The organism is Paraburkholderia sabiae, from assembly GCF_030412785.1.
Taxonomy (GTDB): domain Bacteria; phylum Pseudomonadota; class Gammaproteobacteria; order Burkholderiales; family Burkholderiaceae; genus Paraburkholderia; species Paraburkholderia sabiae.
Window position 1 is genome coordinate 2,504,126 of the sequence record NZ_CP125295.1, and the last position, 23,255, is coordinate 2,527,380.

Genomic DNA, 23,255 nt, shown 5'->3' on the forward strand with positions numbered 1-23,255 from the left:
AACTGGAGCGAAAGCATGACGCAAACACACTTGGGCACGGCACTGATCACGGGCGCTTCGTCGGGCATCGGCGCAATCTATGCCGAGCGCCTCGCGCGGCGCGGCTACGACCTCGTACTCGTGGCGCGCAACCGCGAACGCCTCGCCACGCTGGCCAGCCGCATCACCACCGAAACGCATCGCAACGTCGAAATCTTCGACGCCGATCTCGGCGACAAAGACGGCCTCGCGAGCGTCGAAGCCAGGCTCAAGCAGGACGCAACCATCACGCTGCTGGTCAACAACGCGGGCGTCGGCACGCATACGCCGCTCGCGGACAGCGACGTCGACGCGATGTCGCGCATGATCGATCTTAACGTGACGGCCCTGACGCGTCTCACCTACGCTGCCGTGCCGGGCTTTCTGTCGCGCGGCAAGGGCGCTGTCATCAACATCTCATCGATCGTTGCGATTGCACCGGAAGTGCTCAACGGCGTGTACGGCGGCAGCAAGGCGTTCGTGCTCGCGTTCAGCCAGTCGCTGCATCACGAACTCGGCGGCAAGGGCATTCAGGTCCAGACCGTCCTGCCCGGCGCAACGGCCACCGATTTCTGGCAAACGGGCGGCCTTCCCCTCGAAAACCTCGACAAGGCGATCGTAATGTCCGCCGACAACCTGGTCGATGCCGCACTGGTCGGCTTCGATCGCGGTGAACTCGTGACGATCCCGTCGCTGCATGACGCAGACAAATGGGACGACTACGAAAGCGCACGACGCGCGATGTCGAGCCTGCTGTCGAGCAACACGCCTGCGCCGCGTTATACGGCATCCTGCTGAGCATCGGCCGTTCGCTTGCTGAAGCTCTTCACAAACGCGGCAACAAGGTCATCGTCGCGGGGCGCCGCAAGGCGCTGCTGGACGACGTCGCAAAGGCGAATCCGGGCATCGACACGCGGGATAATCCGATTCCTGTCGGCTGAGGCTCGCGACGTCTTTCCCGCGCTGCTTTCGCACATGCTCACTGTCTGTGTGGGACGCGCGGGCTCTGTTTGTATTGCGGTAGCTCGCTTCAATCACGAAGCGAGCGATACGCGCAAGTCACCGCTGAGTCAGTCATCGAGAGCGACTGACTCTTCTCTATCTTCGCATTGCGATGCATTCAAGGCCGGGAATTGGCGCTCGTCCGGCACCGCCGACGCAAGAATCATACGGCTCCAGTTTGCCGGAACGTACGTCACACTCCGTCGAGGGCGGAACACATCATCCCCTTCAACGATGCGCCGACCGGAAAGCGCACAGAAGCCGTCACTGCGTGCCAGACCTAATCGCCAGACCTGCTCCGCGTAGTGCCCTGTCTGCGAATCGCTCCAGCTGACACTGAGCGTATGCGCGGACAGGATTTCACGCACAAGGATGCGCGCAGGCAAAGGAATCCATTCAGCCTCGTGCGTTCTTCGTCCGACCACGACTTGTGCCCGACGCATTTTTTTCCTGAACGATGTTTCGACAGGCGGCGACGCCAGCATCGTGACAGGAAAGAGCAAACGCACGAGCGCCCGCTCGACAATATCGCCATCGTCTGACGACGGATATATGAAAGGAGTCGTAGTCGAGTTTTGCATTTTCACAGATAGGTCAGCATTTAAATGCGATGATCAAAATCACTGGACGCCGGCCAGTCAGACGCTTATCAATGCGTACCCGCTAAAGAAATGTCAGAAAAAAGTCCATATTTCCGCTTTAAGATCCGCTTATTCGAGCTCAAAGCTCCGGAATAAACCGGGAAGATCATCGAAACCAGCCGCAGACGTAATCACCACGCCCACGCGATATACGCTGACCCCGTCCCCCTTCGCAGAAAACTTTCCTATAGCGGCCGATGTAATCGCGCGACCATGCTCAAGGACACCGATCAGCGCATTCGCTTGCCGCGCTGAAAGTAAAACATCACCCGCCTCGTCCGCTATATCGACGACAAGAACAATACTGGCGTCCTGTCTGATCTTTTCCGTGATGGCAGCCACGTCCAGCAATGAACCGGAAGTCACCACGGCGACTTCTACGGCCTGCCGGCTAAGCGATGTCAGTTCTTTCGCAAGCGCGTTCAGGCGCGGCCGATGCCGATCCACAAGCACGAGATCATGGCCTCTGGATGCCAGATAATGGGAAAATGCCGAACCAATAATCGACAATGCCCCACTCACAACCGCGGTTCCACGAACTAGCGCCATAGAAGTATTTTTTTGCCCGGTGCGAGATAGGTGCTTATGATCCATCCCACGCACGTTATTCTCCAACGACATTTATAATCAGCTTTTCGGACATGGCGATTGGTGAACATTAATGCATCGGATTGGCTACTTCTTGACGGATGGTTTTCAGGTAATGGCCATCGGAACCCAGGCTGTGTTCGAGATCGCAAACATCGTGGCGCGCGAGCCGATTTATCGCGTAACAAACTATTCGCTCGCCGGCGGAGAAACTCACTCGTCACTGGGTGTTTCCGTCATGACTAAAGCGGTTAGCGCGGAAACGGAGGAAGACACCTGGATGATCAGCGGCATGGCCGACCCGACCAATCGAATCACCGCGCCTGAAGAACTCCAGTTCATCAACGAGGCATCCGGGCGTTCGCGGCGTACAGCAGGTCTTTGCACGGGAGCGTTCGTGCTTGGCGAAGCCGGGCTTCTCGACGGAAGACGCGCGACTACTCATTGGGCGTATGCGGATGCCTTGCAGGCACGCTGCCCACTTGCTCAGGTTGAAGCCGATCGGATTTTTATCGTCGACGGTGCGATATGGACGTCGGCGGGATTAACGGCTGCAATGGATCTCGCGCTCGGCATGGTGGAAAAGGATCATGGCTCCAAGTTCGCGACGTCGGTGGCGCGTGCGCTCGTCATGCACCACAGGCGATCAGGCGGACAGTCGCAGCATTCGGAAATGCTGGCACTCGCACCGAAGTCGGACAGAATTCAAATGGCGCTCGAATATGCTCGCGTGAATCTGTCAAAGCCGTTGCGCGTCGACGATCTGGCAAAGGCTGCACACCTCAGTACCCGGCAATTCGGCCGCATTTTTCTTTCGGAGACGGGTGAATCGCCTGCCAAGGCAATCGAGCGACTCCGCCTCGAAGCGGCGAGAAACATGATCGAGCGAGGCCGTCATTCGCTTGAAACAATCGCGAGGGAAGCCGGCTTTCGTGACGGGCGCCATCTCCGGGAAGTTTTCACCCGGACTTATGGAACCACCCCGCAGTCGTTGAGACGAGAGGCGCGTAGCGCTTGCGCTGAGAAGGATCTGGTCGACGGCTAGCAGGCGTGCTGATACGAGCGTCGCTTCCGGAATCCGCCCTTCGGCGGACGCGCACACGCGCAATGCGTGCGGCGATACTGGCAGCACCGCGTTACGATTCTGCCCGCGGGAGCGACACCGAAAAGGTAGTCTCCGACTCGTCCGACCGCGTCTCGATGGCACCGTGATGGGCTTTGGCGATCTCACTTGCGATATACAATCCCAGCCCCAGGCTGCCCGCTCTCTCGTCCTGATTCTGACTGTCTCGCCCCCGCTCCAGAGGATCGAAGATGCGGGAAAGCATAGCGGGTTCGATCGCAGAGCCATTGTTGCTGACATCGATCCGGACGTGGGTTGCATCGCCCGTCACCGTCACGCGCACAGGTGTATTCTGCGCTCCATATTTGATGGCATTGACAACAAGGTTTCCCAGCAATTGCTGCAGGCGTTGGCTGTCCCAGACTCCCTGCAGATCACCCATCACGTGCAAGTCAATCCGCCTTTCGGGATGAATGGCACGCAACTCCTCCAGTTCGTCGGCAAGCACATCCGCCAGATTGACATCCGTGGGCGTGACGTTGATGCCCAAGCCCAGTTTTGTCCGGTTGAATTCCGTCAGGTCATCGAGCAACGCCTGCATCCGGGACCCGCTGCGTATCAGTCGGCCGGCCGCCTTGGACACATCGTCCCCTGCATTCAGCGCTGCCAGATACGACGAGGTGACCTGAATCGCCTGAAGCGGGCTGCGCATATCGTGTCCCAGCATGCCAAGCAGGAGGTTGCGGTTCTGCTCGATCTGCGAGTTGAACGAGGTGACCGATTCGGCGAGCGCCTGATCGATCGCTTCATTGAAACGGATGACGTCGTCGAGCTCGGTTAATTCCGGCGCGCTGTCGTCCATCCACAGGCGAAGCACGCTTGCACGCAGCGCGCGATATTCGGCGGCAACCTGGTTGACTGTGAAACCGGCACGAGCCCTCAGCGTGCCGTGAGTTCGCGCGGCCGATTCGGTCACCCCGATCACCCCCGTGCCCTCGCCCAATGACTTTTTGCGTTGATCTTCCCGGGTTTGCGGGGTCCGCAAGTCTGCTGCTACGGCGCGCAGCATTTGCTCCGCCCCTTCGCGTAACTCGGGAGATCCCATATACGCCGACGCCGGCAGCTGGGTGGCCGCAAACGCCTCCCATTTCGTCAGTATTGGCTCCATGTCTCGCAAGATGAAGTCTGCAAGCCGCATGTTCGGGTCTCCGCTGTTGCCGTGGATATCCGGCATATTGATGTTGCGCGCGTATTTGTGACGGTCCGAAGGAATGCCCGCCAAACGACAAGATAATACCTTTTGTCCATGGACCGTTCGTTGCGAGTGCTCGAACTCGCCATTCCGGACGAGAAGGAGCGCGGTGCGATTCGCCCTTCGGCCTGACCGCCGCGCTCGACCTTGACGCAATCAATGCCCGCGGAAAACGTCGATCCCGAGCCGCATTCATCGCATCCGTGGCACTTCATTACGAATCGCGCGGCAACGCTCGGCACACTGCGCTCGCTCAGCGCGGTAGCACACGCGACCGGAGGCATGCCGCGCTCGCCGGAAACGCCAACTTATCTCGGCTTCCTCGGCGATGACACGGACGGCGCCGATTGAAGCGTTTTGACGCATCAGTAGCGGATCCACTGTAACCGTTCCATGCCAGCAATCGAACTAAAGGCATGTATGTCATCTGGAGTCAGAAAATGCTACTTCGTTCTCTCGCAGCGATCTGTGCTGGAGCCGTGGCGCTCTATACATCACATGCGTTCGCCGCCGCGCCGCGCCCGGTTGTCGTCGAACTGTTCACGTCGCAAGGCTGTTCGTCATGTCCGCCCGCCGATCGCTATCTGTCTGAATTGAGCGACACACGGAGCGACGTGCTCCCGCTCGCATTTCACGTCACATACTGGAACCAGCTCGGTTGGAAAGATCCATTTTCGTTCGATGCCGCCGATGCGCGTCAGGCACAGTATGTCAGGCGCTTCGGCGATTTTGCCTACACGCCTGAAATGGTGATCGACGGCAAGGTCGCAGTGGTCGGCTCGAATCGGCCGGCGGCCCGCTCTGCCATCGACGACGCGAAATCCACTTCCGTGACGTCAGCCACGGTCGACGCCATTCGCGACGGCAGCGAAATTTCAGTATCGATCGGACCTGGGCGTGGACGCGCTCGCATACTGCTGGTCGGCTACGACGCGCGGCACGTTACGCCCGTCGGACGCGGCGAGAACTCGGGCGAAACGCTCACCGAGTCGAACATCGTGCGCAGCTTCACCTCGATTGGCGAATGGGCCGGTGCGCCTCTTCAGCTACGTGCGAACGCGATTACGGGCGAACACATGGCGGTACTGCTCGAAGCGTCGGATGGCGCGATCGTCGGCGCTGCGCGCGTCACCGACCGGCAGCGCGCACCCGCGCGCTGAACAGTCGCATTCGGTCAAATCCCGTAGTCGCATCTTGAGCGGACGTCGTGAGGCTCTTGTCGACTCGTTTCCGCGATGTCTCCAGATATCGATTGATAACGAAAGAACATCAATCGTTCAGAAAATTGCACTTAACGTTTCACCGGTGCCGGGCGAACATTGCCAAAACCACAATCGCCCGGAACGCCGCGCACTTTCTGGATTTCAGGAGACACCTCGATGCACCCCTCGCCTCACCTCTCGACCGGACATTCAAAAGCCGCGGCGGTTTTCCGCGTAACGGCCGGGAATTTCCTGGAGCAGTTCGACTTCTTCCTGTTCGGCTTCTACGCTACGCAGATCGCCAACGTTTTCTTTCCCACCGGAAGCGAGTTTGCCTCGTTGATGATGACGTTCGCCGTCTTCGGCGCCGGCTTCCTGATGCGGCCGCTGGGCGCGATCGTGCTTGGCGCCTACATCGACGACGTCGGCCGCCGGAAGGGCCTCATCGTTACGCTTGCCATCATGGCGAGCGGCACCATCCTGATCGCGTTCGTACCGGGCTATGCGACGATCGGACTTCTGGCGCCCGCGCTCGTGCTGCTCGGGCGGCTGCTGCAGGGCTTCTCGGCGGGCGCCGAGCTGGGTGGCGTGTCGGTGTATCTCGCCGAGATGGCCACGCCCGGCCGCAAAGGCTTCTTCACGAGCTGGCAGTCCGCGAGCCAGCAGGTGGCGATCGTCGTCGCTGCGGGCCTCGGCTTCGCGCTCAATCAATGGCTTGACGCATCGGCCATCGCCGCATGGGGCTGGCGCGTACCGTTCTTCGTCGGCTGCATGATCGTGCCGTTTATCTTCATGCTGCGTCGCAATCTGGAGGAAACGCAGGAGTTCAAGGCGCGCCAGCATCGTCCGGGCATGAAGGAAGTATTCGGCACGCTGGTCCAGAACTGGACCGTCGTCGTCGCCGGCATGATGCTGGTGGCGATGACCACCACGAGCTTCTATCTCATCACGGTCTACGCGCCGACCTTCGGCAAGACGGTCCTGCACCTGAGCACCGCCGACAGCCTGCTCGCGACGCTGTGTGTCGGCGTGTCGAACTTCGTGTGGCTGCCGATCGGCGGGGCGCTCTCCGACAAGATCGGCCGCCGGCCGCTCCTCGTCGGCATGACGGTGCTCGCCATCGCGACCTCATACCCGACGCTGTCGCTGCTCGCTCAGGCGCCGAGCTTCGTCAACATGCTGCTCGTCCTCCTCTGGCTCTCGTTCATGTACGGAATCTATAACGGCGCGATGGTCGTCGCGCTCACGGAAGTGATGCCCGTGCAGGTACGCGTTGCCGGCTTCTCGCTCGCGTACAGTCTCGCTACTGCCGTGTTCGGAGGCTTCACGCCCGCGATCTCAACGGCGCTCATTCATATGACGGGCGACAAGGCCGCACCCGGCTACTGGATGAGCCTCGCCGCAGCGTGCGCGCTTCTGGCGACGTTCGCGCTCTATCGCCGCCGTGCAGCGACCCTGACTCCGGCGCTCTGATACGCTTCCCGCAGCACCCATCGCAACCCTGCACGACCACGACCATGAGAAACCTGCTTCTGAAACTTTGCGCGGCAGCGCTCGTCGCAACCTCGGCCGCTGCGGCGAACGTGCAGGCCGCCGACCTGCACGTCATGAGCTCGGGCGGCTTCACCGCCGCGTACAAGATGCTCGGCCCCAGGTTCGCGTCACAGACGGGCAACACGCTCGACACCGCGCTCGGACCCTCGATGGGCAAATCGCCCGAAGCGATCCCCAACAGGCTCGCACGTGGCGAGCCTGCGGACGTCGTCATCATGGTCGGCTACGCACTCGACGATCTGATCAGGCAAGGCAAGGTTATCCCTGCATCGCGGGTCGAGCTGGCCGATTCGCGCATCGGCATGGTCGTGCGCGAAGGTGCGGCGAAGCCCAATATCGGCTCGGCCGAGGGCCTCAGGCAGACGTTGCTCCATGCGAAGTCGATTGCCTACTCGGACAGCGCGAGCGGCGTTTATATCGAGCGGGAGTTGTTCAAAAAGCTCGGCATCGAGGATCAGGTCAGGGCGAAGGCGAAGATGATCCCGCGGATTCCCGTGGCGTCGGAGGTGGCGAACGGTGACTACGAAATCGGCTTCCAGCAGGTGAGCGAACTGCTGCCCGTCCAGGGTGCCACGTTCGTTGGCAAGATTCCCGAGTCACTGCAGTCCGTCACGCGTTTCGCCGCCGGCATTCCCGTCGGCGCGCAGCATCCGAAGGAAGCGAAGGCACTCCTCGACTATCTCGCATCGCCCGATGTGCAAGCCGACGTGAGATCGACCGGGCTCGATTCCGTCTCCGCGCATTGAGGCAAACCATGGGAAGGCTTGTCTCAGCCAGCCTTCCCGTCACCGCAGTGTGTCTGTCGCGGGGTCATTCGCAACGTCCGTGCGACCTGGCTCGGCCGCCCTGAGCATCTGTGCGAGACGCGCACGATCGCACGCGCCTTCCCACATCGAGACGAAGATCACGGCGCAGGCGTTGCTGATGACGCTCGTCAGGGCGCGCGCTTCGGACATGAAGCGGTCGATACCCACCAGCAGCGCCACTCCGGCAACGGGCAGGTCGGGAATCACCGTGAGCGTAGCGACGAGCGCGACCAGCCCGCTGCCGGACACGCCGGCCGCACCCTTCGAAGTCAGCAACATGACGGCGAGCATCGTCGCGATCTGCGTCGCGGAAAGCGGCACATCGCACGCCTGCGCGATGAACATCGACGCGAGCGTCAGATAGATCGCGGTGCCGTCCAGATTGAACGAATAGCCCGCGGGCAGCACAAGCCCCACGACGCCCTTGTCACAACCCAGTGCTTCGAGCTTCACGATCAGGCGCGGCAGTACAGGTTCCGTCGACGATGTCGCGAGAACGATGAGCAATTCCTCGCGCATGTAGCGCAAGAGTCGCCAGAGCGCGAAACCGTGCAGGCGCGCGAGCGGCGCGAGTACCAGCGCAACGAACAGCAGGCATGCGACGTAGAAGGACACCATCAGCATGCCGAGCGAGCCGACCGAGCGGATGCCGAATCGGCCCACCGTGAAAGCCATCGCGCCGAATGCTCCGAGCGGAGCGAGTCGCATGATCATCGCGAGCACGCGAAAGAATATCTGGGCGACGCCGTCGATGAGCGCCAGCACTGGCCGGCCAGCGCTCGGACAGGAATTCAGCGAGAAGCCGAAGAGCAGCGAGAGCAGCAGCACCGGCAGCACCTCGCCCTTCTCGAAGGCGCCGACAATCGTCTCCGGGATCACACTCAATCCGAACGCCACGAGCCCGCCCGCCTGCGCGTGCTTCGCATATTGCACGAGGATGCTCGAATCCAGATGATGCACGTCGATGTGCATGCCGGCGCCAGGTCGCAGCGCGAACGCGACGGCGAGTCCGAGCATGAGCGCGACGGCCGTCAAAAAATAGAAAAGCGCGAGCGCCTGAATGATCTTACGTCCGATAGCCTTCCCGCTGGCGAGCGACGTGATGCCCGAGACGATCGTGCAAAAGACGATCGGCGCGATCATCATCCGCACGAGTCCGACGAATGCGTCGCTGAGCGGCTTGAGCAGCGCGCCTGCCGGCGGCCAGAAGTGGCCGAGCGCCATTCCGGATAGCATGGCCAGCAGAACCTGCACATAGAGCAAACGAAGCGGTCTTGCCAACCTCACGATGCCGTCTTCCTTCTTGCCTTCGTTGTCGCCGTCACGTTATCTCCTGTGGCATCACTGCTTCCGACACCGGCGCGCTTCGTCTCGATGATCGTCCGGTGAAACTCCTGTGCGGCCGGAGTGAGCGGCCTTCCGCGCCGTCGTACGATTCCCACGCGTCGCTTCACCACGGGTTCGACGAGCGGCACGCTCGTGAGGATTGGGTGGTCATGTCCCGGCATGGCCATCGACGGCACCGCGGCGACACCGAGCCCCGCTTCGACCAACCCGAGCATGGTCGTCACGTGACGCGTCTCGCAGACGCTCGGCGCATGTGGCGCGACGGCCGCGAGCGCCTGATCGAGCAACAGGCGGTTACCGGAAGTCTTGTCCACCGAGACGTAGTCGTGTTCGTAGAGTTCGTCCCAGGTCACGCGCTTCTTGCGCGCGAGAGGATGGTCGCGGCGGCAGGCCGCAACAAACCGCTCCTGCAGCAGCACCTTGAACTCGATCTCGGACTCCTGACTGCCCATGAAGCTCACGCCGAAATCGGCCTCGCCGCTGATGACGGCGCCAAGCACCTCATTCGCGCTCGAATCGAGGAGCTTGACGCGGATACGCGGAAAGCGGCGATGATAGCTCGCGATAACGCTCGGCAGAAAGTAATACGCCACCGAAGGGACGCACGCGATAGTCACATGACCCAGACGGCTCGATGAAACGTCGCGGATGCCGAGCAGCGCGACGTCGAGATCATCGAGCAGTTGTTCTGCGCTTGGAGCGAACACGCGGCCGACGGTAGTAAGCGTGACGCTGCGCGTGGTGCGCTCGAAGAGACGCACGCCGAGCGCTTCTTCGAGCTTGTCGATCCGACGACTTAAGGCCGGCTGGGAAATGCTGACCGCCTCGGCGGCCTTTCGGAAGCTTCCCAGCTCAACGACCGCGCGAAAAGCCTGCAAGTCATTCAGGTCAAAGTTAATGCCCACGGGCCAGCCTCCGCATTTTGGATGCCGGGTATTTTGCATGATTCGGCCGCGAGAGCCCATCGGGGATGGCGCCCGTCTGCTCAGACCTTGATGGGGACCATGCAGGTGAGACGTGTCGATTCCCAGAAAACGAACGTACAACCGGTCACGTCGCAGTGTTCGATATCGCTTTGCCACTCTTCGCGCGATGCCGGAACAGGCAAACCAGCTCGCTCGCTACGTGCGCGGCCGCCAGCGCCGTGATATCCGCGTGGTCATAAGCCGGAGCGACCTCCACGACGTCCGCGCCAATCAGGTCGATTGCGCCGAGCCCACGGATGATCGAGAACGCCTGAGCTGTGGAAAGACCGCCGGGTACAGGCGTTCCCGTGCCCGGCGCAAATGCGGGATCGAGTCCATCGACATCGAACGTGAAGTACGCCGGACGATTTCCGACCACCGACACGATGCGCTCTATCGTGGCCTTGACGCCATGTTCATGTACCCACGGTGCATCCAGAACGTGAAAGCCCATGAAATCGTCGTTCCATGTACGGATGCCGATTTGCACGGAACGATGCGGGTCGATCAAACCTTCCTTGACGGCTTTGTAAAACATCGAACCATGATTGAGGCTTTCCGGCTGGTCGTCGGGCCATGTATCGCAGTGCGCATCGAAATGAATTACCGACAATGCGTTGCCATACTTCTCCGCATGCGCAACCAGCAATGGATAGCTGATGTAATGGTCGCCGCCTAGCGTCAGCATCTTCGCGCCCGACGCAAGGATGGTGCGCGCGTGCGCGACGATCGTCTCCTTCACCGTCGCCGGGTTGTGCACGTCGAGCCAGCAATCGCCGTAGTCGATCACCGCATAGTCGTCGAACGGATTGATACCCCACGGATACGGAAGCAGCACGCCGAGCTGGCTGCTCGCCGAACGGATCGCGCGAGGCCCGAGACGCGCGCCGGGCCGGTTCGTCGTTGCGATGTCCAGCGGCACGCCTGTCACGGCAAGGTCGATACCCGTTAGATCTTTCGTGTAGAGCCGCCTCATGAAGGACACGACACCGGCATAGGTGTTTTCCTTCGATGAACCGTATGGCGACTCGCGACGAATCGCGCCGTCGCCGCGTATGACTTCGCTTTTGTCCATGTCGATCCGCGAGAGTGGTCGTTGCAGAGAAGTCAGATGCCCAGCGCGCAGCCGTCCTTGCGATGGTCCGACGCGCCTGTCAGCGTGCCGTTTTCCCAGTCGATCCGGATTGCCTGCGCACCGCCGATAGCCCAGTTCGGCGGCGCCAGCCTGAATCCACGTTTCGTCAGTTCGTCGCGCGTCGCGGCGGACAATGTGGATTCCGCTTCGACGATACCCGTGCCCGGTTGCGGAAATACGCGTGGCAACGAGATCGCCGATTGCATGTCGATTCCGTAGTCCAGCACCTTCGATAAGAAATGCGCGTGTCCCATCGCCTGATAGTGGCCGCCCATCACGCCGAAGGTCATCTGCACCTTGCCGTCTTTCGTGACCATGCCGGGAATGATGGTGTGCATCGGTCTCGCGTGCGGCGCGATCGCATTGGGATGCCCCTCCTCGACGGTAAAGCTCTGGCCACGGTTATGCAGCATCACGCCGCTGTGCGGCGCCATGATCCCGCTGCCGAACGGATGAAACAGCGAATTGATAAAGCTCGCGCAATTGCGATCCTTGTCGACGACACAGATATAGACCGTGTCCTTGTGATCGGCGGGACGATGCGTGGATACGTCGGTCATCGCATGGTCGAGGGAAATTCTCGCGCGCAGCTTCGACACGGTTTCGTCCGACAGCAACTCTTCGATATCGAGCGGTTGCCCGCGCGGATCGCCTAGCAGCGCGTCGCGAATCGAATACGCCAGCCGCGTCGCTTCGATTTCCCGATGAATCCGGTCAGCGCCGAGCGGGTCGTCGGTCGCATCGAATCCTTCGAGAATCTTCAGTATCAGCAGTGCGATGATGCCCTGTCCGTTCGGCGGACACTCATGCACGTCGTAGCCACGGAAGCTCGCCTTGATCGGCTTCACGTATTCGCCGCGATATCGCGCGAAATCGTCGAGCGTATGCAGGCCGCCCTTGCCCTGCAAACAGGCGACGATATCTTCCGCGATAAAGCCTTCATAGAAGACACGCGGCCCCGCTTCCGCAATGGCCATCAGCGACTTCGCGAGCAACGGCTGCCGGTGAAGCGTGCCCGCAGCCGGTGACGTGCCGTCGATCAGCATCTGCTCGCGGCTCGTCTTGTCCAGACGCAGTACCGCGGCCTGATTCGCCCAGTCGGCTGCTGCGCGCGGCGCCACTGCGTAGCCTTCGCTTGCAAGCCTGATCGCCGATGCGAACAGCGATTTGAACGGCATCGAGCCATGATCGCGCGCGAGCGTCGCCCACGCGTCGACGGCGCCCGGCACAGTGACCGCATGCGGCGAATGGCGCTCGATCGATGAAACGCCCATCGACGCGAGCATGGATACGCTGGCTGCCTTCGGTGCCCAACCTGAGCCGTTGAACGCGACGATGTCGTCGCTGCCGCCACGCGAATACAGCGCGAAGCAGTCGCCGCCGATTCCCGTCGATCCCGGCTCGACCACGCATTGCACCGCGCACGCGGCGATCGCCGCATCCATTGCGTTGCCGCCTGCCTCCAGAATCTTCACTGCCGCCAGCGTCGATGCGGGATGCGATGTTGCCGCCATGCCATCTTTCGACATCACCAGCGACCTGCCCGGTTGCTCGAAATCTCTCATACTGTATCCCCGTTCCATCATTTGTCGTGCAGCGCTTTGCGCCATTGGAGCGTGTCGTCGAGCGCGCGTTTTGCGGCATCGAACATTTCGTCGATCTGCGCGTGAGACACGATCAGCGGTGGACAGAAATTGACGGTATCGCCCAGCGCGCGCGTAATCAGTCCGTGCGACAAGGCACGCGTGCCCGCATAGGCGGCCACGGCTTCAGACGGAGGAAAAGGCTCCTTGCTCTCTTTGTCCGCGACGAGTTCGACAGCTGCCAGCAGACCGGCGCCGCGCGCTTCGCCAACGAGAGGATGCCGGCCGAGTTCCGCCACGCGCTCCTGAAAGTGCGGCGTGACGGCGCGCACATGTTCGAGAATGCCGTCTTCCTCGTAGATCTTCAGCGTCTCCAGCGCGACGGCTGCACACACGGGATGTCCGCTGTACGTGAAGCCGTGCCCAAACGTGCCGATCTTCTCGCTTTCGGTCACGAGGCCTTTGTAGATCCGCTCGTTGACCATCAGCGCCGAAATCGGCAGATAGCCTGCGGACAGCTGCTTGGCCATCGTGATCATGTCGGGCTGCATCCCGTAGGTCTGCGAGCCGAACATGTTTCCCGTACGGCCGAAACCGCAAATGACTTCATCGGCGACGAGCAGAATGTCATGCCGCTTAAGCACCGCCTGAATCTTTTCCATGTAGGTGGCGGGCGGAACGATCACGCCACCGGACGCCATGATCGGCTCGGCAAAGAACGCCGCGATGGTGTCCGCGCCCTCCGCGAGAATCAGCCGCTCCAGCGATTCGGCGCAACGCGTCGCGAACTGCTCTTCACTCTCGCCCGGCAAGCCATGACGATAGAAGTGCGGACAGTCGGTGTGCAGGATTCTGTCGACAGGCAGATCGAAGTCGCGATGATTGTTCGGCAAGCCGGTGAGACTCGCCGACGCAATCGTCACCCCATGATAGGCACGCGCGCGCGAAATGATTTTCTTCTTCTGCGGCCGGCCGATGGCGTTGTTGAAATACCAGATCAGCTTGACAGCGGTGTCGTTGGCTTCGGAACCGGAGTTCGCGAAAAACACTTTCGACATCGGCACAGGCGCCATCGAAATCAACTTCTCTGCCAGCCGGATTGAGGGTTCCGACGACTTGTGGCCGAACGCGTGATAGAACGGCAGCTTTCTCATCTGCCGGTCGGCTGCGTCTGCGAGCCGATGTTCGCTAAAGCCAAGCGATGCGCAGAACAGCCCGCCGAGCCCTTCGATATAACGTTTGCCCTCTGCATCGTAGACGTACACACCCTCGCCGCGCTCGATCACCATCGGTCCGACTTCGCGATGAAGACTCAGATTGGTGTATGGATGCAGGTAATGATCGATGTCGTTCTGTTTCAGGTTTTGCATGAGTTCATTCCTTGTTCGTCTCTTCCACGTCGGAGTTCTGTTCGTGCGGCGTGTTCTACTTCATCGCCCCTGAGAGAAAACGCTGCAGCCGCTCGCTTTTCGGCGTTTTCAGTACTTCTTTTGGGTGCCCTTCTTCCTCGACCACGCCTTGATGAAGAAAGACAACATGATTCGAGACCTCGCGCGCAAAGCCCATTTCGTGCGTGACCACGATCATCGTGCGGCCTTCTTCCGCGAGATCGCGCATGACCTTGAGCACATCGCCGACGAGTTCGGGGTCCAGCGCCGATGTCGGCTCGTCGAACAGCAACGCTTCCGGCTCCATTGCGAGAGCGCGCGCAATGGCCACCCGCTGCTGCTGTCCGCCCGACAGATGCGATGGGTAGGCGTTCGCGAAGCGCGTCATGCCGACCTGCTCCAGATAGCGCTGCGCGCGCTCGATGGCTTCGGGTTTGGTCAGCTTCAGCACGTGCCGGGGCGCTTCCATGACGTTTTCCAGCACGGTCATATGCGCCCAGAGATTGAAGTGCTGAAAGACCATTGCGAGCCGGGTCCGCATCTGCCGCAACTGCGCGGGATCGCTGATCCGGATTTCGCCTTTTCCGCCCGTCGATGTGCGTACTTCGCTGCCGTTCAGGCTCACACGTCCCGACGACGGCGATTCGAGAAAGTTGATGCATCGCAGGAAGGTGCTCTTACCGGAACCCGACGAACCGATCATGCTGATCACGTCGCCTCTTTTCGCCGAGAGCGAAACGCCCTTGAGCACTTCGTTGTCGCCGTATCGTTTGTGCAGATTTTCGACAGTCAATGCGTTCATATGACGTGCTTTAGCCTTTAGCGAGAGTCGCAAAGTTCTGGGGACGCAGATAAACCAGATACCTGCGCTCGGTGAGCCGCACCAGGAATGTGATGATGGTCGTCAGCCCGAAATAGACCGTCCCGACCGAGATGAATGCTTCGAACGGCGCGTAATAGTTCGCGTAGAAATCGCGCGCGACGCCCGTCAGATCGACGATCGTGATGGCGCTCACAATCGACGTTCCGTGCAGCATCAGGATCACTTCGTTGCTGTATGCGGGAATGAACCGGCGCAGCGCCGACGGTAGAAGAATGCGTCGCCAGGCCATCATGCGGCTCATGCCATAGGCCTGTGCCGCTTCGATTTCGCCGTACGGTGTCGCGCGTAGCGCTCCCGCCAGAATCTCAGTCGTGTATGCGCAGGTGTTCGCCGTCAATGCAATCAGTGCGCACCAGTACGGATCACGCAACAGCGAGAGAACAGGATTGCCGCGCTGCCAGGCGTCCTGCATCCACTGGAACTGGCCGAAGCCGTAGTACACGATCATCAGTTGCGCGAGCAGCGGCGTTCCGCGCATGAACCATGTGTACACCGCGACCGACCCGCTTACGACGCGCTTCGGCGACACGCGCAGTACTGCTAGCGGAATCGCAATCAGAAGCCCTAGCGAGAGGGAGAGAACCGTCAACTGCACCGTCACCCAAAGGCCGCTCGCGTACGAAGAAAACAGTTGGCCGAATTGTTCGTATGTCATCGGTGCAGACTCCCTTCGCGAACGCCTCTTTGAAGATACGTGCGTGCCTTCGCGAGACAGGCCGTCGAGCCCGATGTGACCACGAGATAGACGGCGCAGGCGGCCAGATAGAAAGTCATGGGCGTCTGCGTCGTGCGGCCCGCCTGGTCGGCGATGAACATCACATCGTGCAGGCCGATCAGCGACGCGATCGCCGTCGCCTTCAGCAGCACGAGCCAGTTGTTGACGGCGGCAGGCAGCGCCAGACGCATCATCTGCGGAAACAGAATGCGCCGGAACGCGAGCCAGCCGGAAAAGCCATATGCACGCGCCGCCTCCATCTGCCCGCGCGGCACGCTGAGAATTGCGCCGCGAAAGGTCTCGGTGAAATATGCGCCGAATATGAAGCCGATGGTCAGCACGGCTGCAACGAAGGCGTCGACGTCCGGTGCATGAAAGCCGAGTAACGAGGCGATCCGGTTGAGGATCAGTTGCCCGCCGTAAAACACGAGCAGCATCATGACGAACTCGGGCACGCCGCGAATGAGCGTCGTATAGGCAGATGCCATCGATACGACCGCCCGCGACCCGTAGAGCTTCGCCACCGCGCCGACCATGCCGAGGCACACCGCGAGTACCACCGACAGAACGGCGAGGATGAGCGTGATCCCGGCACCCTGCAAAAGCGCGGGGAAGTACCGCTGAAGTTCGAGCATGATTCCGCCTGTGATTGCGTGATGGGAAACCGCGATGCAGGAGTGCGTGCAGCAGCTCGCCGGCGATATCAGTAGATGTCGAAGTCGAAGTACTTCTTCTCGATCGACTGATAGGTGCCGTTTGCACGGATCGCTTCGATGGCGTGATTGAATTGCTGCTTCAGATCGTCATCGCCCTTGCGCACGGGGATGCCGTAGCCTTCGCCGAGCAATGCCTTCTGTTCCGGCGTCGCGCCGAGAATCGGCTGTCCGACGAACTTGAAGTTTGCACCTTCCGGCTTGGTCAGGAACGCGCTATAGGCGGCGGTCGCATCCTGCAAACCTGCGTCGAGACGGCCGGAGCGAAGGTCCATGTACGCCTCGTCCTGCGTTGCATAGCGCACGATCTGCACGCCGCTCTGCACCCAGTACGCGCTCGCGTACTTGTCAGCCAGCGTGCCGCGCTGGACGCCGACGCGCTTGCCCTTCAGTTCAGCGGGCGTTGCGTCCTTGATCGGACTCGTCTTCGATGCGATCAGTCTGCGCGGCGAGTTGTAGTACTTTTCCGTGAAGTCGACCTTCTGTTTGCGCTCCGCCGTGATAGCCACGGAAGCGACGATCGCGTCGATCTTCTCGGCCTGCAATGCAGGAATCAGGCCGTCCCAGTTGATCTGCACCAGCGTGCAGTTCGCGTGCATTTGCGCACACAGCGCGTGGATCATGTCGATATCGAAACCAACCGGTTTGCCGTCCGGCTGAATCGACGAGAACGGCGGATAAGCGCCTTCATAGCCGATGCGGATGTCTTTCCATTCCTTCGCATATGCGTTCAAGGCAAGCATGCATACGGCCAGTCCCAGAAGATTCTTTGCAAGTCGTTTCATGTCGAGGCTCAATGGGTTGATGTAATCGCGTGCAGTCAGGCGCTTCCGTCTCCGTCTTTTTTGTTCGTACTACTGATGCAAAAACTTGTTCCCCAGATCTTTGCATGACTTTCGCCTTTAGCGATTCGACGTCATCCACTGACGCAGCGCCGGCACGGTCGCTTCGATGTGCTCCCGCACGGCGGTTTCAACGGCTACGGGATCGCCGCTGCTGATGGCATCGATGATGGTCGTATGGTCGTCGCGCGAAGTCATTGGCTTGTCAGCGAGTTGCAACCAGAGTCGCATGTGGGGTTCGACGACGGTGTGAAGACCGGCAATCTGTGCGACAAGGCGTTTGCGCCCGCTCAGCTGACACAGGTACTCGTGGAAATTGCGGTGCGCGCTGACCCACTGGTGCGCGTCCTGCTCGTGGCTCTCCATGACTTCCAGCAGCCGGGCGAGTTCACCGACATGCGTCGGCGTGATTCGGGGAAGCGCCATCTTCGCCGCGAGCCCTTCGAGCGCGCCGCGCATGCAGAAGACCTCTTCCATTTCGTCGGCATCCAGCCCGCGAACGATCGCCCCGCGATTCGGCCGGATGACGACGAGTCCTTCGCTTGCGAGTCGGCGGAATGCTTCGCGTACGGGCATGCGGCTCGTGTCGATCTCAGCGGCGATCTCTTCCGGAATCAACCGGTCACCGGCGCGATATGTACCCATGCGGATGCGATACAACACATACGCGTAGGCCTCTTCTTCCGCCGTGGCCGCAAACCCGGCACGAAATGAATGAACGCTGTCTTCCATGATGTTCTGGATCGTTGCACTCGTTGAAATTTATTTGTAAGGCTGGATATTTGTATCCGTGGATTTAATATATCAATCCAATAAAGCGTCAAAATAAGTAATAACCCTTACATGGCGCGACGCGCAGATTTCTCACGCAGATTTCTCACGCAGGTATGACGCGCTGTCAAACGCTTTGCCTGGCGTGATGATCTCGATGTGTGGGAGGACGAACTCTGTGCGGCAGAGAAGGGGTTACCGGCACGCGCGGCCTGGAGGTACTGGACTTTTTGAGGGCAAGGCGGACGGGTGATCGAAAAACCGCCGGAGATGGTGATCGACAGCAAGGCAGAAGTGGTTGGTTCGAATCGCACTGTGGCGAACTCGGCCATCGACCATGCGAAGCAAGTCGCGGTGATGGCCGCTGCAGTCAGCGCCACGCGCGAAAATCACAGCGTCTCGGTGTTCATTGGACCTGGAAGCGGGCGCGCACGCGTGCTGCTAGCGGGCTACGATGGGCGCGACGTCACGCCGGTCCAGCGTGACGAGAACGCGGATCACGCGCTCGCCGAATCAAACGTCGTACGCGGTCTTGCGACAATCGATGAGTGGTTGGGTGCGGCACTTGCCTTGAGTACGAATGCGATCAACGGCGAGCATCTCGCGGTGCCGCTGGAAGCAGACGATGGCGCGATCATCGGCGCCACCCTTGTTGGCGATGTGAGTGTAATGCTCATGCACTGAGGGTTTGTTTCTGCTGGCGAACGAAGCGAAATTTTGTGGTTCCGGTACTCGCCCCACGCGTTGAAGTCTTTACCGTCGCATTTTTAGCTAACGACGTCTTCGCGCGACGGAACAACGTAGTTCAGGCAAAGCGCGTTGGGCGAATATCGCAAGGCGGCAGCGGCATTGGCTCTTCGTCGACAAATGCAGTGCCACACCGCACGGCAAACGCAAAAGCTGATTGACGATTGGCAAAATGCCCGAGGTCGCCAAGCGACGTGACATCTCCGTCTTCTTCGAGAATCGATACGCGCGCAACAAACGTGTTGCCACTGCGCGCAACCGACGGTTGAATCGCTACGCCGTGATGGTAGAAATGCATGACGTCCCCCGACCCGTAGAAAATCGTGAACAAGGAAAAGCAACGCTCTCGTCTGCAATGCGAAGTGCGATTGTAAGCTATTCGTTGGCTCAGACAAGGATGAACTTCTATCCAATGAGTTGCCGGGTCGCCGCACAGGTCGATAATTAAGCGCACACATCAAAGCGGCTTTCTTCACACCCGATAAGGTCGTTCGGCGTCTTCGCCGAAAAAAACAGGTGGGTAAAGTCTCTCGTCCGACGCAGTCGGGCGTCACCCAATGCAACGCACGCCCGAGCGAAATCGCACTATCATCCGTTGTTGACGTGCCGGACAGCACGACGCCCGCGACACGCTCATTCCAGCGGCAAGTTGTTTTCGGTGAGCAAGGTTTCGCAAAGCGCAGGGAGGATTCGGCCATGGTCCGCCTCGTGATGATATTGCTCGGTGTCGACTATCTGCGCACGCGTTGGCGCGAACTGCTGGCGATAGGTTTGCTTAGCATCGCGCTCGGTGTGACGATCTTCTGCGATGCGCTCGACGGCGCGCTCTGGTTCCCCATCATTCCGTTTGCAGCGTTGCTGATGCTCGAAGGCCTCGCGACACTCGCCGTTGCATGGACGGGCATGGGCGGCCAACGTACGCTGCGATATGTGAAGGGCGTGACCTTCATTGTGTCCGCTGGGCTCGTGCTGATGGGGGGAGAGCACGGCAATTTCATCCTGTCGATGATATTCGGCACACTGTTTCTCGCGGACGGCATGCTCCAGATGATTTCCGCAGGACTCGTGCGCTACCGAACGTGGAAGATTGCTATCGGAGCCGGCGCGCTGGAGATCGCCATTGCCATCTTCTTCTATCAGCCCTACCCCGATTACTACGCGGGGACCATCGCATACTGTGTCGCATTCGGATTGCTGTTCGGCGGCTGGAACATGACCCTGCTCGCGGTGCGCGTGCGCCGCATGGCGACTAACCCCGTGGTAGCCGACGAAAAGCGGACGAAACACAAGGTCGAGTCGGAGACGACTGTCGCGACGGCGAATGCGGCGACGAACGAGATCACGCCAGACAGACTGATCCTGCCAACGTCGAATTCATTCGACGGCCCCCCGGAACCGCTCGAACACGCTTTGACAATACACGTGTGGACACCGGTCGGTTCAGCGAAAACACAGGCGCGGCGGCAGCCTGTCATTGACCGCTATATTGCCGCAGTCGACAAAAACGGCGCCATCTCGACGGGCCATGCCGCGCTCGAATCGAGCGAGGGCGTTTATATCAGCCTGTACCCTGCCGTTGAAATCGAGCGGTCACCCGACGAGTTCTCGCGCATTCTGCGTGCAACGCGCGACAACGACGTGCCCGGCTTGTTCCAGCCGGACTACGCGACGGAATCGAAAGCATGGTGTCCCTCCACGCGGCAAGTGCGCATACGCAATTATGATCCGGAGCGGCTGGAACGCTTTTGGGCCGAATATCGCCGCACCACGACCTATAACCTGACGTACCGCAATTGCTCGAGCACGGTCGCAAAGGCACTCGAGGCCGCGATCGAGGGAGCATCAACTCGCGCCTGGGGAACGAAGGGAGGCTGGAAGCCGTTGCTGCGCATCGCCGCGACTCCCGAACTGTGGGTGGCGGCACAAGTAAGAAAGCGCGCGGCGACGATGGCATGGACGCCTGGGCTGACGCTGGACTATGCGCGTGCGCTTAGCATGTTGGCGGACCCACGGCCTTCCGGATGGGTAAAGATGGCGCGTAGCGCGCTGAGCACCATGCACGAATCGCGCAAGCGTTGGCGTGCCGAGAAAGCGGCTGCGCGCAACATCGACGACACGGGCGCGATGCCGGTTCACGCGACAGAGTGTGCAGATAGTGGCGCGCCGGATTAATCAACCATTGTTCCGCGGCAACCTTCCCGATCTTCTTCAACGCGCGGGAAGAATGATTGCGCGCCTCGCGCCTGACTGCGCGCTCAATGTTGAGCGAAGTAGAAGCGTGCCGCGCCAAACACCGACTTGCCTGCGCTGCATGGGTACTGGCCACGCATGGCGAGTGCCTCGCGCACCGGCCCAAGCGAGACAGCGATAATCCCGCCGAGCGACGTGTGCACTTCACTTTGAAACCGCCCGCTATGAACGGGGATTTAGCGCCCAGAAAAAATGTCGCGATGGCAGTCGTGGAAGGTTGCCCGATCGGAGTCGAGGTCCGTGAAAATAGCCACATGGGTTGAACGGCTGCTCACGAAGGTGTCGCTGACGTCTGAGCGTCCAGGTGGCACGGCTGCTGAACTGCAACTATTGGTCGAATCCGGGCCGACGGCGAATGCATCAAACCGAGGGCGGATTCAACCGGTCGATGCAACACATTGGCCTACGAGCGGCCGTTCCGCGTGGTACATCAGTCATTCGGCCTGCGGATGACCTTGACTTCTCCATCGCATACAGTCCGATGTCCAAACCGCAAACAAATATGATGCGCAAATGGCCTTTGCACGCCTTGACCCAAGCCGTCTATCGTCCGCGCAGGGAGAACGGGTTCGACTGGCACCTTCCGGCGAAAAGACTGAAGCACAGCCCGCTCCGATCGGACAGATAGACTCAGTTAGTTCGGCCGCTTTGCGTTATCGAGGCCCGGGCAGGAACTCGACGTCTCCGTACCAGGCGCGCGTAGTAGTACCGGTATTATCGGTATCTGTCAGCAGCCCGTAGCCGCTGATTCGTCCAGGCGGTTCGTGAAAGACGCGCTCGTAGTCTTGCACGATATTGCGGTGCAGGGTTTGCCAGTGACCCGCATCGCCGGACAGACCAGAGACCACGATCATCTGTACGCGGTTCGTGTGAGGATTGGCAATGACGGTGCCTGGCGCAGCGCTGGTTGACCAGACATACATCAGCGTGGCATAGGGCAGTTCTTCGCCACTCAAGCGCTTTGCAAGGTCCATCTTGGCCCTGTCAAAAAACGATAGCTTGCTTTTGTCGCCGTCAAATAAGAACACCAGTCGCGCTGGCGCGTCTTCCTTTGATCCGACGCGGTTGTCGGCGCCCTCGATCGGTCCTTTTGCTTTCCAGCGCCACGCTACGACAGGTGTGCGGACGAGGTCGATATTACCCTCGTGCATGAGCGCCGAAGCAGAGCGGTTCGCGTCCGCCTGCAGGACGGTGGTGTCGCCGTCGCGAACAAGCGTGTATTGCGTCACGCGCTTGCCGTGCGCAACCGGCAGGTTCTTCCAGCCTGCAGGAAGTGATTCGCCGGGCTCGATCGAGGAAAAGGCAATACCCGGTTTTTCTTCCTGGGCAACGAGGGCTGCCGGCAACAGTAGGAGCGCGACGCACACGGCGAGCCAGACTGGCCGGGCTGTTCGTTTCCGCGCTTGATGGATCGAGATAAGAGGCATGGCTGGTCGTATTCGTTTTTTGGCCAGGATCCATTGTAGTCGGGTCAGCCGACGGCATTTCAGCGGAGCCTTTACGTCGGCGATTAAACGAACAACCGGGGGGCCGGAGATGCGACATTCACCGTCGTGTGTGAAGCGTCCACTCACCGATGCGCAGCCGCCGCTCTGATGGGCACGTGCGGGCGATGTCGTACGTCCGCTTTTGACCGTATCTCGCCCCAACGGTCGTGCACGGAGATCGTATCGGGCACGCACCTCATACGCGAGGCATAACTCGATCGAAAGCGGCCAGGCTGGCGAGGTCCATCGAAAACTCTTCCAGCGCATTGTCGATTTTCGATCATCATCTTCGTCGTCAGTACA

24 protein-coding genes and 1 pseudogene are annotated in these 23,255 nt (G+C 60.4%); 9 read left to right on the plus strand and 16 right to left on the minus strand.

Going from position 1 to position 23,255, the window contains the following annotated elements; all coding sequences use genetic code 11:
* Positions 1-15 precede the first annotated feature (15 nt).
* A complete protein-coding gene (locus QEN71_RS11260) occupies positions 16-816 on the plus strand; it encodes an SDR family NAD(P)-dependent oxidoreductase (protein WP_201652674.1) in 801 nt (266 codons plus the stop codon).
* Positions 807-932: pseudogene (locus QEN71_RS11265) on the plus strand (short-chain dehydrogenase); the annotation flags it as partial. The gene QEN71_RS11260 and the pseudogene QEN71_RS11265, both read left to right, overlap by 10 nt.
* 156 nt (positions 933-1,088) lie before the next feature.
* Here the strand turns inward: QEN71_RS11265 and QEN71_RS11270 are convergent.
* On the minus strand, positions 1,089-1,601 hold the full coding sequence (locus QEN71_RS11270) for a DUF3331 domain-containing protein (protein ID WP_201652899.1): 513 nt from the start codon (positions 1,599-1,601) through the stop codon (positions 1,089-1,091).
* A gap of 129 nt (positions 1,602-1,730) precedes the next feature.
* Entirely contained in the window at positions 1,731-2,255 is a 525-nt protein-coding gene (locus QEN71_RS11275) for an NAD-dependent epimerase/dehydratase family protein (RefSeq protein ID WP_201652671.1), read from the minus strand.
* Positions 2,256-2,322: 67 nt separating this feature from the next.
* Between QEN71_RS11275 and QEN71_RS11280 the strand changes: the two genes are divergently transcribed.
* Positions 2,323-3,294 (plus strand): GlxA family transcriptional regulator, encoded by a 972-nt coding sequence (locus QEN71_RS11280; protein ID WP_201652668.1) that lies wholly within the window; start codon positions 2,323-2,325, stop codon positions 3,292-3,294.
* Between the two features lie 91 nt (positions 3,295-3,385).
* Here the strand turns inward: QEN71_RS11280 and QEN71_RS11285 are convergent, their stop codons facing one another.
* Entirely contained in the window at positions 3,386-4,510 is a 1,125-nt protein-coding gene (locus tag QEN71_RS11285; protein WP_201652896.1) for a sensor histidine kinase, read from the minus strand.
* Positions 4,511-4,723: 213 nt separating this feature from the next.
* Between QEN71_RS11285 and QEN71_RS11290 the strand changes: the two genes are divergently transcribed.
* The 4 genes from QEN71_RS11290 (at position 4,724) to QEN71_RS11305 (ending at position 8,066) form a co-directional block, all read left to right on the plus strand.
* On the plus strand, positions 4,724-4,915 hold the full coding sequence (locus QEN71_RS11290; RefSeq protein WP_201652666.1) for a hypothetical protein: 192 nt from the start codon (positions 4,724-4,726) through the stop codon (positions 4,913-4,915).
* An 89-nt stretch (positions 4,916-5,004) separates the two neighbouring features.
* Positions 5,005-5,724, plus strand: coding sequence for a DUF1223 domain-containing protein (locus QEN71_RS11295; RefSeq protein ID WP_201652663.1), 720 nt, complete (start codon positions 5,005-5,007; stop codon positions 5,722-5,724).
* 219 nt (positions 5,725-5,943) lie between these two features.
* Entirely contained in the window at positions 5,944-7,239 is a 1,296-nt protein-coding gene (gene tcuC, locus QEN71_RS11300; protein WP_201652660.1) for an MFS transporter, read from the plus strand.
* Positions 7,240-7,283: 44 nt separating this feature from the next.
* Positions 7,284-8,066, plus strand: a complete 783-nt coding sequence (locus QEN71_RS11305) for a substrate-binding domain-containing protein (RefSeq protein ID WP_201652657.1) — start codon at positions 7,284-7,286, stop codon at positions 8,064-8,066.
* Positions 8,067-8,105: 39 nt separating this feature from the next.
* Here the strand turns inward: QEN71_RS11305 and dctA are convergent, their stop codons facing one another.
* From dctA to QEN71_RS11355, 10 genes are all read right to left on the minus strand, one after another.
* Positions 8,106-9,413, minus strand: coding sequence for a C4-dicarboxylate transporter DctA (gene dctA, locus QEN71_RS11310; protein ID WP_201652654.1), 1,308 nt, complete (start codon positions 9,411-9,413; stop codon positions 8,106-8,108).
* Complete coding sequence (locus QEN71_RS11315; protein WP_201652893.1) at positions 9,410-10,378, minus strand: LysR family transcriptional regulator; 969 nt, start codon at positions 10,376-10,378, stop codon at positions 9,410-9,412. The genes dctA and QEN71_RS11315 overlap by 4 nt, the downstream gene beginning before the upstream one ends.
* Before the next feature lie 145 nt (positions 10,379-10,523).
* On the minus strand, positions 10,524-11,513 hold the full coding sequence (speB, locus tag QEN71_RS11320) for an agmatinase (protein ID WP_201652651.1): 990 nt from the start codon (positions 11,511-11,513) through the stop codon (positions 10,524-10,526).
* A gap of 32 nt (positions 11,514-11,545) precedes the next feature.
* Positions 11,546-13,138: a gamma-glutamyltransferase gene (ggt, locus tag QEN71_RS11325; RefSeq protein ID WP_201652648.1), complete on the minus strand. Its 1,593-nt coding sequence runs from the start codon at positions 13,136-13,138 to the stop codon at positions 11,546-11,548.
* A 17-nt stretch (positions 13,139-13,155) separates the two neighbouring features.
* A complete protein-coding gene (locus QEN71_RS11330) occupies positions 13,156-14,526 on the minus strand; it encodes an aspartate aminotransferase family protein (protein WP_201652645.1) in 1,371 nt (456 codons plus the stop codon).
* Positions 14,527-14,581: 55 nt separating this feature from the next.
* Positions 14,582-15,346 carry an ABC transporter ATP-binding protein gene (locus QEN71_RS11335; RefSeq protein WP_201652642.1) on the minus strand — a complete coding sequence of 255 codons (765 nt, stop codon included), beginning with the start codon at positions 15,344-15,346 and terminating at the stop codon, positions 14,582-14,584.
* A gap of 10 nt (positions 15,347-15,356) precedes the next feature.
* Positions 15,357-16,082 carry an ABC transporter permease gene (locus QEN71_RS11340; protein WP_201652639.1) on the minus strand — a complete coding sequence of 242 codons (726 nt, stop codon included), beginning with the start codon at positions 16,080-16,082 and terminating at the stop codon, positions 15,357-15,359.
* Complete coding sequence (locus QEN71_RS11345) at positions 16,079-16,777, minus strand: ABC transporter permease (RefSeq protein ID WP_201652636.1); 699 nt, start codon at positions 16,775-16,777, stop codon at positions 16,079-16,081. Before QEN71_RS11345 ends, QEN71_RS11340 begins: the two co-directional genes overlap by 4 nt.
* Positions 16,778-16,845: 68 nt before the next feature.
* Positions 16,846-17,640 (minus strand): ABC transporter substrate-binding protein, encoded by a 795-nt coding sequence (locus QEN71_RS11350; protein WP_201652633.1) that lies wholly within the window; start codon positions 17,638-17,640, stop codon positions 16,846-16,848.
* Between the two features lie 117 nt (positions 17,641-17,757).
* Positions 17,758-18,429, minus strand: coding sequence for a GntR family transcriptional regulator (locus tag QEN71_RS11355; RefSeq protein WP_201652630.1), 672 nt, complete (start codon positions 18,427-18,429; stop codon positions 17,758-17,760).
* Positions 18,430-18,738: 309 nt separating this feature from the next.
* Between QEN71_RS11355 and QEN71_RS11360 the strand changes: the two genes are divergently transcribed.
* On the plus strand, positions 18,739-19,152 hold the full coding sequence (locus QEN71_RS11360) for a DUF1223 domain-containing protein (RefSeq protein WP_201652627.1): 414 nt from the start codon (positions 18,739-18,741) through the stop codon (positions 19,150-19,152).
* A gap of 121 nt (positions 19,153-19,273) precedes the next feature.
* On the opposite strand, the gene QEN71_RS11365 is transcribed toward QEN71_RS11360, so the two are convergent.
* Positions 19,274-19,513 (minus strand): hypothetical protein, encoded by a 240-nt coding sequence (locus tag QEN71_RS11365; RefSeq protein ID WP_201652625.1) that lies wholly within the window; start codon positions 19,511-19,513, stop codon positions 19,274-19,276.
* A gap of 335 nt (positions 19,514-19,848) precedes the next feature.
* On the minus strand, positions 19,849-20,130 hold the full coding sequence (locus QEN71_RS11370) for a hypothetical protein (protein WP_233471958.1): 282 nt from the start codon (positions 20,128-20,130) through the stop codon (positions 19,849-19,851).
* A gap of 15 nt (positions 20,131-20,145) precedes the next feature.
* Here QEN71_RS11370 and QEN71_RS11375 point away from each other — a divergent pair, with 15 nt between their 5' ends.
* On the plus strand, positions 20,146-21,387 hold the full coding sequence (locus QEN71_RS11375; RefSeq protein WP_290468246.1) for an HdeD family acid-resistance protein: 1,242 nt from the start codon (positions 20,146-20,148) through the stop codon (positions 21,385-21,387).
* A 731-nt stretch (positions 21,388-22,118) separates the two neighbouring features.
* Here QEN71_RS11375 and QEN71_RS11380 read toward each other — a convergent pair.
* The gene (locus QEN71_RS11380; protein WP_201652621.1) at positions 22,119-22,892 is read right to left on the minus strand and encodes a DUF3047 domain-containing protein; all 774 of its coding nucleotides are present in this window, start codon (positions 22,890-22,892) and stop codon (positions 22,119-22,121) included.
* Between the last annotated feature and the right edge of the window lie 363 nt (positions 22,893-23,255).